This is a genomic window from Erythrobacter crassostreae (assembly GCF_019204045.1).
Taxonomy (GTDB): Bacteria; Pseudomonadota; Alphaproteobacteria; order Sphingomonadales; family Sphingomonadaceae; genus Erythrobacter; species Erythrobacter crassostreae.
Genome location: NZ_JAGSPC010000002.1, coordinates 104,141 through 116,686 on the forward strand (window position 1 = coordinate 104,141; position 12,546 = coordinate 116,686).

Genomic DNA, 12,546 nt, shown 5'->3' on the forward strand with positions numbered 1-12,546 from the left:
TTATCCCTTTTTCAGGTGACGCCGACCAAGCAGCTCAGCGATTTGCACCGCGTTCAACGCTGCGCCTTTGCGCAAGTTATCGCTGACACACCACAGAGAGAGGCCGTTTTCGACTGTCGGGTCTTCGCGGACGCGGCTGATATAGGTTGCGCTGTCACCGGCGCATTCAACCGGGGTGACGTAGCCTTCGTCTTCGCGCTTATCGACGAGCATGATGCCCGGCGCCTCCCGCAGGATTTCCTGTGCTTGTTCAGCAGAGAGCTCTTTTTCGAACTCGATATTGATGGACTCTGCATGGCCAACAAACACCGGCACACGCACACAAGTCGCATTCAATTTGACCTTCGGATCGAGGATCTTCTTGGTTTCAACGACCATCTTCCATTCTTCCTTGGTCGATCCATCGTCAAGGAAGGCATCGATATGCGGGATGACGTTAAAGGCGATTTGCTTGGTAAACTTCGTCGGTTCCACAGGATCGCCAACAAAGATTGCGCGGCTTTGTTCGAACAGTTCGTCCATGCCCGCTTTGCCCGCGCCGGATACTGACTGATAGGTAGAGACAACGACGCGCTTGATCGTCGCGGCATCATGCAGCGGCTTAAGCGCAACAACCAGCTGTGCGGTTGAGCAGTTAGGGTTGGCGATGATGTTGCGCTTTGCATAGCCATCAATCGCATCCGGATTCACTTCCGGTACGATCAGCGGAACGTCCGGGTCCATCCGGTAAAGCGAGGAATTGTCGATCACGACACAGCCCGCTGCAGCCGCTTTTGGAGCGTATTCCTTCGCAGGACCGCTTCCCGCGGCGAACAGTGCGATGTCCCAGCCTGCCCAGTCAAAATGCTCGATATTCTTGCATTTGAGCATCTTGCCAGTGTCGCCAAACTCGACCTCACTGCCATGGGAACGGCCACTGGCTACGGCTGCGACTTCCTCAATTGGAAATTCGCGCTCAGCCAGAATCATCATCATTTCGCGCCCGACATTTCCCGTCGCGCCAACGACTGCCACCCGATAACCCAATTCACATACTCCGTCTGAATGTCTTGCGTGCCTCGCTTACGCGGGTAGCGTGGCATGGCAAGCGATAAGGTGATGAGATGGATACTCGGGATTGGCGAAACAAGGCGAGGTATTTCAACTATCAAGGGCATCAGATTGCCTATTGGCAAGGTGAGAATACGAATTCGAAGCCGTTGTTGCTGGTGCACGGTTTCCCGACCTGCGCGTGGGATTGGGTTCCAGTTTGGGAAACGTTGCGCGCAGAACATCATCTGATCGCTTGCGATATGCTGGGATTTGGCCTCTCCGACAAACCGCGCTCAGGGTATTCGATCCACCAGCAAACCGGTATTCAAGAGGCACTGCTCGCGCATCTAAAGGTTAGCGAATTTGATGCTCTGGTTCATGATTATGGCGTGTCTGTCGGACAAGAACTTCTCGCCCGGCAGCAAGATGGTTCGGGCGCAGAGGGGCTTGGTAAAATGGTCTTTCTAAACGGCGGTATATTCCCCGATCAGCACCGCGCGCGGCCAATCCAGAAGCTTGGCGTGTCGCCGTTCGGCTTCCTGCTTGGCCTGCTGTTTAGCCGCAAGGGGTTTGGCAAGAGCTTTTCGGCGGTCTTCGGGCCAGACACTCAACCGACAGAGACTGAGCTTGACCAATTCTGGGAATTCATCAGCCACAAGGGCGGCAACAAAATCACGCATAAGTTGCTGCATTACATCGCCGACAGGGTGACGCACAAAACGCGCTGGGAGGCCGCTCTCATCGCGGCACAAGACAAGATCGGCCTCATCAACGGCGCACTTGATCCAGTGTCTGGCAAGCACGCCTACGATCGTTGGCGCACGACTGTGCCCAAAGCCCGTCACCACCTGATCGAAACCGTCGGGCATTACCCGCAAGTCGAAGCGCCGCGCGAAGTCGCTGCAAAAGCGCTCGAATGGCTCGAAGACTGATTACTCCGGCGGAGTAACGCCGTGGCTTTCAAGGAAGCGGAAAATCGTGTTCCACAGATGCGGTGAGATTTTCTCGCCCGCCACACGGTGCGTGTACCCGGGATAGAGCATCATTTCGAACGGCACATTGCCTTCCTGAAGAACGCTGATCAGCTCTGACGAGTTTTCGAACACCACATTATCGTCCGCCATGCCGTGGATCAGCAGCATCGGATCGCTGATCTTGGTTGCATCGGGGATGGCGCTGGCGGTTTCGTAAGCCTCCGGCACTACGCGCGGATCGCCCATAAAGCGTTCGGTATAATGCGTGTCATACAGCTCCCACTTGGTCACTGGCGCACCGGAGATACCAGCAGCATAAAGGCCGGGATCAGCCTGAAGCTGTTTGAGCGTCATGTATCCGCCGTATGACCAGCCATAAAGCGCGATTTTGTCACCATCGACATAATCGAGCGTCTTCAGAAACTCTGCGCCAACTTTCTGATCACGAACTTCGACACCGCCCATTGCGCGGTATAGTGGTTGTTCGAAATCGACGCCGCGATTGGCGGTTCCGCGATTGTCGAGAGCGAAATAGATGTAGCCTCTATCGACGACGGCCTGCGCGAGAGCACCGCCCCACCCTTTGTCCACGATCTGCGGCCCGGGGCCGGAGTAATGGTAATAGAATACGGGGTACTTTTTACCCGCTTCCATCTCCGGTTTCAGCATCATGTAATGGAGATCGGTGCCGTCCTCAGCTTTTACCGTGCCGTATTCAGGCGCGACGTGGCTGGCGAGATATGGCGCGTATGGGTGGTCGACATTAAGAGCATTCTCTTCGACCCACGTCAGTCGTTCACCGCTGGTATCCGCAAGATAGCTTTGCGCAGGTTGATCGGTCTTGGAGCGCGTGACGTAAAGCGAGCGCCCTTTTCCATCCATGCTGGCCGAATTCATATACTCCGCATCGGTGATCAATGTCGGGCGAGTTTCGCCGTCCAAGAATGTACGATAAATTTGCTGGGTCAGCACATTGTCAGTGCGCTGGAAGAACAGTTCACGGGTTTCCTGATTTACCCCGACAAGCGAAGTTGCCGGTGACGTACCGCTGGTAAGCTGCGTCCATTCGGTCCCGTCGAAACGGTAGAACTGGCCATATCCGCTGCGCTCTGACCACCACAGCAAAGTACCATCCGACAGAAAGCGGTAGTTGTTGCTAAGATTGATCCAGTAGTCTTCGCGCGCGGCTTTCTCTGTGAACCATACTTCGCTCGCGCCCGTCGCAGGGTCAACTTTCAGCATATCGAGCACGGTCTGCTCGCGGTTCTGCCGCTGAACATAAAGGTTGCCATCTGCGGCCCAGTTAACGCGCGCGATGTAGATGTCGGTTTCCTCACCGATATCGACCTTCACCTGATTTCCGCCATCGGGATCCATCACGTAAAGTTCGACAATCGCATTGTCAGAACCGGCCACTGGATAGCGCTGATCGAACACTTTCGTCCCGGTCGCACCAATAGCTGCGCGGGTCACAATGCCGACTGGGCTTTCATCTGTGCGCTGCACAGCGATACGCGTGTCAGTGCCATTCCACCAGTAACCGGTGAGGCGGCCCATTTCTTCCTGCGCGACGAACTCCGCTTCGCCCCAACGGATCGTATCGTCTTCTTTGGGAGTGATCGGAGCGGCTTCTTCGCCGACTTCGCCGACCCACAACTGACGATCACGCACAAACGACACGAAACCGCCTTTGCTCGACAGCTTTGGGTTGAGCTCACTTTCCTCGGTATCAGTCAGGCGCTGAACGCTGCCATCCAGCTTTGCGAAATAGAGATCGCCATCCAGCGGCACGAGCACGCCGGAGCCGTCGCTCGCCCATTGATAGGAAATAATTCCTTTGAGGTTTCCCACGCGCGCACGCTCGCGCTGCATCTTTTCGTCTTCGGAAAGCTCACGTCCCGTACCCAGCGCTTCGCTATCGACCAGCATAGTCCATTCGCCGCTTGAGACATCAAAGCCCCACAGGTCATAGCGATCACGGTCATCATCGCGGTTGCGCAGCAAGGTTAGATACCGGCCATCGGGAGAGAGTTTCGCCTGACGAGGGCTGGAGCCATCGAGTGATGGCGAAGCAAACACCCGCTCAAATGTCAGTTCTTTCGGCTCGCTCATTGTGTGATCATCCGCGATGGCAGGAGCGGACAGGACAACGGCAGCAGCGGCGAGAAGCGATAAGCGCATTTCAAGGATAGCCCCTTTGAATTCAAAATGTGCCGCACTCCTCGCAATCGCGCCGCCGCAATGCAAGCCCGCGCGCCCTACCAACCACGAAAAAGGGCGGCTCCCGCAGGAACCGCCCTCTCAAATTCGCTATTGCGTGACTTAGCTCTTTGGAGCGTTTTCCCGGCGTTCCGCGATACGCGCACGCTTACCAGTGCGACCACGCAGATAGTAAAGCTTCGCACGGCGCACGACACCGCGGCGAACCACGGTGATGCTGTCGACGATTGGCGCGTAAAGCGGGAACACACGTTCCACACCTTCGCCAAAGCTCATTTTGCGGACGGTGAAGTTGCTGTTGATGCTGCGGTTAGAGCGCGCAATCACAACGCCTTCAAAGTTCTGAATACGCTCACGCGTACCTTCAATAACCTTCACGCCGACGCGCACTGTGTCGCCAGCCTGAAACTCAGGAATATCTTTGTTTGCTTTGCCGATTTCTTCGGCTTCGATTTGCTGGATCAGGTTCACTGGTCCGGTCCTTTTTCTTTTCGCCGCGCGCCAGAGGCAGACTGGTCCCGAACGCTGTTATAGCGTTCCCAAAGGTCCGGCCTGCGTAACCTAGTGTCGGTTTCAGACTGTAGCTTTCGCCAAGCATCAACCTTCGCATGATCCCCAGATCGCAGCACTTCGGGGATCGTGCGCCCTTCCCATTCTTGAGGTCGGGTATATTGCGGATATTCAAGGAGACCGTCTTCAAACGATTCCTCGGTTCCACTAGAAGCCGCGCCCATTACGCCGGGAAGCAGCCGAATGCAAGCATCAAGTATGGCAATCGCCGCCGTTTCACCGCCGGAAAGGACGATGTCGGCAAGGCTGACCTGCTCGATCTGAGGCCGAGCTTCAAATAACCGTTCATCAAAACCCTCAAACCGTCCGCACAGCAGCGTCACGCCGGAGCCAGCAGCAATCTCGCGAATGCGGTCCTGAGTGATCGGCTTCCCGCGCGGCGTCATGGCAAGGATCGGGGCGTTCGGTTGGCGCTCGATAGCATGATCGACGCCGCGCCCAAGAACATCGCACTTAAGCACCATCCCTGCCCCGCCGCCCGACGGAGGGGAGTCGACATTCTTGTGCTTGTCCAAAGCAAAGTCGCGCATCTGGATCGTCTCGCAAGTCCAATTCCCGCGTTCGAGCGCCTTACCCGCAAGGGATTGGCCGAGCGAGCCGGGGAACATCTCTGGGTAGAGGGTGAGGATTTGAGCGGCGAAGGTCATTTCTTGAAATGACCGAGAAATACAGCTGCGATACTACTGCTCAGGATTACGCCGCCAAGAGCGAAGAAAACGACAGGTCGGATGAAGGGCCACCATCCGAAATCGCATGCGCCGCCAAGGCAGTCCAAAGCAGTCAAGTAGCCGAAAAACGAAACCAGCAGAAGCGACGGAGCGAACAGCATCGAATAGAACTGAGGGAGTCCAGCCTTGGCCAAGAGCAATCCAGCCAGATAAGTCAGCACAAAAGTCAAAAGCAGAGTGGCCGCTAAACCAAGCATGTCAATATCATCCCCAATTCACCCCATCCTTAGCCCGCGTATCAACATTGAGTTCAAACACATCAGGCCGCGAATAGTGGCCATCCGTGTCAAGGCTCGCCAGCGCGCCGCCGATTTCGCTTAGGTCCAACTCCGCGTGGAGGGTTTCTTCACCCTCGCCAGCCTGCGCAATCACTCGCGCATCGGGCGCGATTATCATCGATCCGCCTTGGTTCAGCTGCTCGCCTTCAATGGCGTTGAACAGCGCGAGTGCATCGGCGTTGCCACCAACCCGCTCCAGCCCGTCAAACAGATCATCACGGTGCTGAACCAGCCCTGCGGCGAGCACAAAACAGCGTCCTTCCATCGCATAGTGCCGCGACGCTATCGCGTATTCTTCGCGCACAGTCGGCCATGCGGCGACGTGCAGCGTCTCGCCCAGATTGTGCATCGCGGCCCGCGCGAGCGGCATCCAGTGCTCCCAGCAGATCAAATTTCCTGCGCGGCCCCACTCCGCCTGATGCACGCCCAGCGTCGAACCATCGCCGCGCATCCAGATCAGCCGTTCGCCATGTGTCGGCACCAGCTTGCGGTGGTCCAGCGGCGCTTCGCCTGGACGGAACATCAATTGATTGTTGTAAAGGCTCTGGCGCACCCGTTCATGCGCACCGAGCGAGATACACGCGCCGGTCTCATCGCACAGCTCCTGCAATGGCAGCAGCCGTTCGTCATTCGGCACAATCGCCTGTTCCAGCATGATCGCGTGGAGCGCCTTGCTTCCCGGATGATCCCACAGCGCCGCGCCCGGAGCCTCATCCAGCCACAGCGGATATCCGCCCAGAAACGTCTCGCCAAATGCCACAAACTGCGCGCCGCCATCCATGGCTTCGCGGGCGAGACGCACCGCCTTCTCAATACCACCGGCAAAATCCAGCGGGATAGACGCGGCTTGGCAAATGGCAACTTTGAGTGTGGTCATTTGCTCAGTCTTCCGCGAAATCAGCGGCTATCACAAGCCTTGTCACATCCCATTCGATGACCGCTGCATCGGTCATCGGAACCATGAACGTCTTCATGCCTTTCGCAGGCACCGGATCTTTCTCGATCTCGATCACGTCAGTGGCGCCGAAATTCTGAATTGCGATCAGTTTGCCGACTTTGCTGCCAGTGTCTGTAACCACAGAGAGGCCAATCAGATCAGCGTGATAGTACTCACCGGTTTCAAGCGGAGGTAATTCCTCGCGCGAAACGGTCAAAACGCTACCGCGCATTTTCTCTGCATCGGTGCGTCCGGAACATTCGGCAAAGCGCGCAACCGCGCCGCCTTTATTGTCTGAGCGGATTTTCTTGAGCGTTAGCTCCCCGCCCGTATCGCGGACGATGAAAGTGCTGTGCGCGGAGAGCGCCTCGACGCCCTCCCCGAACAATTTGAGGCGAACCTCTCCCGAAACACCGTGCGCACCAGTGACCGCGGCAAGTTCCAAGGTCTGGCGCGCATCGTTGTTTTCAGGCATTTGAGCGGCTTACTCGCTCTTTTCTTCGGCAGCGTCATCAGCAGCAGCTTCTTCGGCTGGCGCTTCTTCGGTTGCAGCTTCTTCAGCCGGAGCCTCGTCTGCAGGCGCTTCTTCTGCAGCAGGTTCTTCTGCTGGCGCTTCGGCTGCTGCCTTGGCTTCTTCTTCCGCGGCCTTCTTGGCTTCTTCTTCAGCTTCCTTAGCGGCTACGGCCTTTTCAGCCTTCTCTTCAGCGCGCTCAGTCGCTTTTTCGCCCGGCTTGCCTTTGTTCGGGTTGTTGCGGGCTTCGCGCTCAAGAATGCCAGCAGCATCGAGGAAACGAAGAACCCGGTCCGATGGTGTCGCGCCAACGCCGAGCCAGTATTTGGCGCGGTCTTCGTCAAGCTTCACGCGGTTTTCATCGTCCTTGGCGAGCAGCGGGTTATAGGTGCCGATCTGCTCAAGATATTTGCCGTCACGCGGGCTGCGCGAGTCGGATACGACGATGCGATAGTATGGACGTTTCTTTGCGCCACCGCGCGAAAGCCGGATTGCTACTGCCATTTGAAATTACCTTTCGAGTGTAAATATCTGTAATTGCGTTAATTATTGGATTCTATTTCTTCGGACCGCCGAGGCCGGGAAGCCCGCCGGGCATGCCGCCGCCCGGTCCGCCAAGGCCGCCCATCCCGCCACCGGGACCGCCCATTCCTGGCATCCCACCGCCTCCAAACATGGCCGCGAGGCCTTTGAGGCCGCCCATTTTCTTGATCTGCTTCATGGCGCGGCCCATTTCCTGATGCATTTTCAGCACCTTGTTGACCGTCTGGATATCCGTGCCGCTGCCCGCCGCAACGCGCTTTTTACGCTTGGCGTTCATCAGTTTTGGAAATGCGCGCTCTTTGGCCGTCATCGAACCGATGATCGCATCCATGTGGAGCAACACCTTGTCGTCCATGTTGGAGGCTTCCATCGCGGCCTTGGCCTTCTTCATGCCGGGCATCATGCCGGCAAGCATGCCGAGACCGCCCATATTCTGCATCTGCTTCAACTGCATACGAAGATCGTTAAGGTCGAACTTGCCCTTCTCGAAATTCTTCGCGAGCTGCTCGGCATCTTCTTCCTTGATCGTCGCAGCGGCCTTTTCGACCAAGCTGACAACATCACCCATGCCGAGGATACGGTCAGCAACCGATCCCGGGCGGAAAGCTTCGATTGCGTCAAGTTTCTCGCCAGTGCCGGCAAACTTGATCGGTTTACCTGTAACAGCACGCATCGAAAGCGCGGCCCCGCCGCGTGCATCGCCGTCCATTCGCGTGAGAACAACACCGGTAAGCGGAACTTCATTGGTAAAGCTTTGCGCGACATTGACGGCATCTTGACCCGTCAGACTGTCGACAACCAGCAGCACTTCCGTGGGGGTCGAAACTTGGCTGACAGCCTTCATTTCGGCCATCAAAGCTTCGTCTACGTGCAAACGTCCAGCGGTATCGAGCAGAAGAACGTCGAAATTTTGAAGCTTCGCCGATTCCATTGCGCGTCGTGCAATATCAACAGGTTGCTGGCCATCAACGATGGGAAGTGTGGAAACGTCCACTTGCTCGCCAAGCACAGCAAGCTGCTCCTGCGCCGCCGGACGATTGACATCGAGCGAGGCCATCATGGCTTTCTTGCCATGCTTTTCGCGAAGCATTTTGCCGAGTTTGGCAGTCGTAGTCGTCTTACCAGAGCCTTGCAGACCCACCATCATGATCACGATTGGTGGCTTCGCTTCGAGGGTTAGCCCTTCGACTTCGTGTCCGCCGAGGGTCTCAACAAGTTCGTCATGAACGATTTTGACGACTTGTTGGCCAGGGCTGACCGCTTTGAGGACTTCCTGACCGATCGCCTTTTCAGTGACCGCGTCGATAAAGCGGCGGGCAACCGGCAGCGCCACGTCAGCTTCAAGCAACGCGATCCGCACTTCGCGCATCGCATCGCGAACGTCTTGCTCTTTAAGCGCACCGCGACCTTTGAGCTTGTCAAAGACGCCGCCTAAGCGGTCGGACAAATTGTCAAACATCGTCTTCAACTCCCTCATGCCAGCGGCGGCACGAATTTTTGTCTGGTCGCCTCCCGAACCGAAAAAGTGCTGTTCACTTTTTCTGGGAAACTCCCGTAAACGCGAAAAACGCCGGCGAACGAAACCTCGTTGGCCAGCGTGCGGAGCTCTTACTTAGAATTCCGACTTCAATATGGTTCGATGGTGGAGCCTAGCGGGATCGAACCGCTGACCTCAACACTGCCAGTGTTGCGCTCTCCCAGCTGAGCTAAGGCCCCATCTCATCGATTTTGGCCTTACCAAAGATAAGACCGAACCCTGCTATCGCAAGGAGGTGGCCGTTTATGGCCGCCCCCTGCGAAACGCAAGAATTAATTCTCGTGATCGTCGTCGTCGCCTTTGCCCTTGGAAACGCCAAGGTCATCGTCGCCGCCCAGATCAATATCATTATCTGGCGAATCTTCTTCATCGTCGATATTCTCGACGTCTTTCAGCTCATCATCCTCGTCGTCGCCCGACAGGTCTGAATCCGCCTCACCGTCTTTCTTTTTCTTGGCATCATCAAACGGGATAGGCTGCTTCGATTTCAGGACCGGCTCAGGGTACCATTCTTCGCCGCACTCAATGCAGGTAGCCGGTTCATCTTTACCGAGGTCGTAAAAACGCTCTCCGCATTTTGGGCAGGTACGCTTGGTACCCCATTCTGGCTTAGCCATTCTCACACAATCCTTAGTCTTGCCCGATCAGCGTGCCGGGCGAATGTCTCTGATATGTATTGGGACCGGAGAGTTCCGGAATCAAGATCGCGGCGCGCCTTGCCAGATGCATGGGGCACTGTCAAAGCAGCGCGTCTTGAAATCGAACGTAGTCACGGACGAAAAGAATTGCCAGCCCACACTTTTCAATCATCTAGAGCGCTTTCTGGAAACATCCGCGTTCCCGGCGACAAATCGATCAGCCACCGTGCACTGATGTTCTCCGCGCTTGCGATTGGCGAAAGCACGGTTGAGGGGTTGCTAGAAGGCGAAGACGTCTTGGCTACCGCTTCCGCTATGCGGCAACTCGGCGCGCATATTGAGCGCGATGAAACGGGTACATGGCATGTGCACGGTGCAGGTCTGGGCAGCTTGCTTGAGCCAAAGCAGGCTCTCGACATGGGAAATTCCGGCACATCGACGCGGCTTCTGTTGGGATTGCTGGCCAGTCACGGTTTAAGCGCTACGTTTACAGGCGACGCGAGCCTTTCAGGTCGTCCGATGAACCGCGTTATTGAACCGTTGAGCCAAATGAGCGCGTCTTTTGACGCATCGCGAGGCGGCACCCTGCCCCTTATGCTGCGAGGAGCTTCCCCAGCTGTACCGATTACCTATCGCCTCCCTGTGGCGAGCGCGCAGGTGAAGAGCGCTGTTTTACTGGCAGGCCTCAACACGCCAGGCACCACCAGCGTTATTGAACCCATCGCGACCCGCGATCACACCGAGCGGATGTTGACGGGCTTTGGCGCGAAACTTGAGATTGGCGAACAAGATGGCGAGCGTTTAATCTCGATACATGGCGAAGCGGAACTAAAACCTCAGAATGTTGTCGTGCCCGGCGATCCATCATCGGCAGCGTTTTTCATGGTCGCCGCGTTGATTGTACCCGGCAGCGATATCACCATCGAAAATGTCGGAATGAATGACACGCGTGCCGGTATCGTGCGCGCCCTGCAGCAGATGGGCGGATCGATCGACGAACTCAAAAACCGCGAAGTTGGCGGAGAGCCGGTGGCCGACCTGCGTGTGCGTCATTCCGCGCTAAAGGGTACGGACTTCGATCCCGCTATCGTGCCGAGCATGGTAGACGAATTCCCCGTGTTGTTCGTTGCAGCGGCCCTCGCTGAAGGCACCACGAGGACAACGGGCCTCGAAGAGCTCCGCGTCAAGGAAAGCGACCGGATAGCCACCATGGCCGCCGCACTCACGCTGGCCGGCGCTGATGTCGAAGAGCATGAAGACGGTCTCACGATCCACGGTACAGGCGGAGAGCCCCTGCGCGGAACGCCAACGGGCGCATCGGTTAAGACCAAATTAGACCACCGGATCGCAATGAGCATGGCTATTGCAGGACTCGTGAGCCGCGACGGGGTAAGCGTGGACGACACCGCGCCTATTGCCACAAGCTTCCCATCTTTTATGGATTTGCTTTCAGGAGCCGAAGCGCAATGAGCGATCTCGATATCTACAGCTACATCGGCTTTATCGGCACAGCCTGCATAATTGGGGCCTACGCATATCTGACTTATGTCGACAAGCCGAACCCGTTCATCCTTCACGGCACAAACCTGATTGGTGCGGCCCTGCTAACAGTTTCGCTTATGGTGCACACCAATTGGCCGAGCCTCGTTCTTGAAGGGTTCTGGGCAGCAATTGCGGTATTCGGCATCATCAAGGCCTTGCGATCCAGATCCAAGCGCGACAAAAGCGTGGCGTGATCAAACGCCGAATCTTGGCAGCGTTTCTTTTGATGGGGTTTGCCATCGGATCGCCGCTGTTTTGGAACGATGGCAGCTGGGACAACTTTGATTTTGGTATAAATCTTATCCTCGCCAGCTTCGGCTTCCTCTTCCTGCATCACCGTTGGAAACGGCGCGAGGCGCGCATGCTGACACCTACACGAGCACGGGACATCTTCTCATGATCATCGCAGTCGATGGGCCTACAGCGTCGGGCAAAGGGACAATCGCAAAACGGCTTGCCGAGCATTTCGGCATCCCGCACCTCGACACCGGCCTGCTTTACAGAGCAGTCGGGCGGCAGGTGGCATTGAACGGCGGCGATCCGGATGATGCGTCAGATGCCCTTAAAGCCTGCAAATTTTCTGACGATCTACTTGGAGAGGCAATCCTTCGATCAGAAGACACCGGCAGTATGGCAAGCCGCGTGTCCGTCCATCCTGAAGTCAGAGAAGCACTGTTTGAACGTCAGCGCGCCTTCGCCATGCAACCGGGCGGCGCGGTACTCGACGGACGCGACATCGGCACGATCATTGCGCCAGATGCAGACGTGAAGCTTTTCATCACCGCAGGCGTGCAGGAGCGCGCGCGGCGGCGCTGGCTGGAGATGACCGATCGCGGCATCGACATTCAGCTCGCCGACGTGGAAGCCGACATCGCCAAACGCGATGCCCGCGACATCAACCGATCGGATGCGCCTTTAAAGGCTGCGCCTGATGCACTTGTCATCGACACAACCAGCTTCAATCGTGACGAGGCGTTTGAAACTGTGCTGGATGCGGTCAAAGAAGCGCTCAACCGGCAGATGGGCCAGTAAATAG

Annotated in this window: 15 protein-coding genes and 1 tRNA gene; 5 read left to right on the forward strand and 11 right to left on the reverse strand. The window is 56.7% G+C overall.

Annotated features, from left to right (window positions below; genetic code table 11):
- Positions 1 to 1,026 carry an aspartate-semialdehyde dehydrogenase gene (locus KCG46_RS11185; protein WP_218405510.1) on the reverse strand — a complete coding sequence of 342 codons (1,026 nt, stop codon included), beginning with the start codon at positions 1,024 to 1,026 and terminating at the stop codon, positions 1 to 3.
- Positions 1,027 to 1,103: 77 nt separating this feature from the next.
- Between KCG46_RS11185 and KCG46_RS11190 the strand changes: the two genes are divergently transcribed.
- Positions 1,104 to 1,964 (forward strand): alpha/beta fold hydrolase, encoded by an 861-nt coding sequence (locus KCG46_RS11190; RefSeq protein ID WP_218405511.1) that lies wholly within the window; start codon positions 1,104 to 1,106, stop codon positions 1,962 to 1,964.
- Here KCG46_RS11190 and KCG46_RS11195 read toward each other — a convergent pair whose 3' ends face one another.
- From KCG46_RS11195 to KCG46_RS11240, 10 genes are all read right to left on the reverse strand, one after another.
- Positions 1,965 to 4,187: a S9 family peptidase gene (locus tag KCG46_RS11195; RefSeq protein WP_218405512.1), complete on the reverse strand. Its 2,223-nt coding sequence runs from the start codon at positions 4,185 to 4,187 to the stop codon at positions 1,965 to 1,967.
- A 141-nt stretch (positions 4,188 to 4,328) separates the two neighbouring features.
- On the reverse strand, positions 4,329 to 4,697 hold the full coding sequence (rplS, locus tag KCG46_RS11200; RefSeq protein ID WP_369410210.1) for a 50S ribosomal protein L19: 369 nt from the start codon (positions 4,695 to 4,697) through the stop codon (positions 4,329 to 4,331).
- On the reverse strand, positions 4,694 to 5,443 hold the full coding sequence (trmD, locus tag KCG46_RS11205) for a tRNA (guanosine(37)-N1)-methyltransferase TrmD (RefSeq protein WP_218405513.1): 750 nt from the start codon (positions 5,441 to 5,443) through the stop codon (positions 4,694 to 4,696). Before trmD ends, rplS begins: the two co-directional genes overlap by 4 nt.
- Positions 5,440 to 5,721: a hypothetical protein gene (locus KCG46_RS11210; protein WP_218405514.1), complete on the reverse strand. Its 282-nt coding sequence runs from the start codon at positions 5,719 to 5,721 to the stop codon at positions 5,440 to 5,442. Before KCG46_RS11210 ends, trmD begins: the two co-directional genes overlap by 4 nt.
- A gap of 7 nt (positions 5,722 to 5,728) precedes the next feature.
- On the reverse strand, positions 5,729 to 6,679 hold the full coding sequence (locus KCG46_RS11215) for a carbon-nitrogen hydrolase family protein (RefSeq protein WP_218405515.1): 951 nt from the start codon (positions 6,677 to 6,679) through the stop codon (positions 5,729 to 5,731).
- A gap of 4 nt (positions 6,680 to 6,683) precedes the next feature.
- Positions 6,684 to 7,214 carry a ribosome maturation factor RimM gene (gene rimM / locus KCG46_RS11220; protein WP_218405516.1) on the reverse strand — a complete coding sequence of 177 codons (531 nt, stop codon included), beginning with the start codon at positions 7,212 to 7,214 and terminating at the stop codon, positions 6,684 to 6,686.
- Positions 7,215 to 7,223: 9 nt separating this feature from the next.
- Entirely contained in the window at positions 7,224 to 7,754 is a 531-nt protein-coding gene (gene rpsP / locus KCG46_RS11225) for a 30S ribosomal protein S16 (RefSeq protein ID WP_218405517.1), read from the reverse strand.
- A gap of 52 nt (positions 7,755 to 7,806) precedes the next feature.
- Positions 7,807 to 9,252: a signal recognition particle protein gene (ffh, locus tag KCG46_RS11230; RefSeq protein WP_218405518.1), complete on the reverse strand. Its 1,446-nt coding sequence runs from the start codon at positions 9,250 to 9,252 to the stop codon at positions 7,807 to 7,809.
- Positions 9,253 to 9,433: 181 nt separating this feature from the next.
- A tRNA-Ala gene (locus KCG46_RS11235) sits at positions 9,434 to 9,509 on the reverse strand.
- 93 nt (positions 9,510 to 9,602) lie between these two features.
- A complete protein-coding gene (locus tag KCG46_RS11240; RefSeq protein ID WP_218405519.1) occupies positions 9,603 to 9,947 on the reverse strand; it encodes a TIGR02300 family protein in 345 nt (114 codons plus the stop codon).
- 168 nt (positions 9,948 to 10,115) lie between these two features.
- Here KCG46_RS11240 and aroA point away from each other — a divergent pair, with 168 nt between their 5' ends.
- The 4 genes from aroA to cmk are packed head-to-tail and all read left to right on the forward strand — an operon-like array spanning position 10,116 to position 12,542.
- Positions 10,116 to 11,438 carry a 3-phosphoshikimate 1-carboxyvinyltransferase gene (aroA, locus tag KCG46_RS11245; RefSeq protein ID WP_255551974.1) on the forward strand — a complete coding sequence of 441 codons (1,323 nt, stop codon included), beginning with the start codon at positions 10,116 to 10,118 and terminating at the stop codon, positions 11,436 to 11,438.
- The gene (locus KCG46_RS11250; protein WP_218405521.1) at positions 11,435 to 11,704 is read left to right on the forward strand and encodes a CBU_0592 family membrane protein; all 270 of its coding nucleotides are present in this window, start codon (positions 11,435 to 11,437) and stop codon (positions 11,702 to 11,704) included. The genes aroA and KCG46_RS11250 overlap by 4 nt, the downstream gene beginning before the upstream one ends.
- Positions 11,701 to 11,910, forward strand: a complete 210-nt coding sequence (locus KCG46_RS11255) for a hypothetical protein (protein ID WP_218405522.1) — start codon at positions 11,701 to 11,703, stop codon at positions 11,908 to 11,910. Before KCG46_RS11250 ends, KCG46_RS11255 begins: the two co-directional genes overlap by 4 nt.
- Positions 11,907 to 12,542, forward strand: a complete 636-nt coding sequence (cmk, locus tag KCG46_RS11260; RefSeq protein WP_218405523.1) for a (d)CMP kinase — start codon at positions 11,907 to 11,909, stop codon at positions 12,540 to 12,542. The genes KCG46_RS11255 and cmk overlap by 4 nt, the downstream gene beginning before the upstream one ends.
- Positions 12,543 to 12,546: the final 4 nt, after the last annotated feature.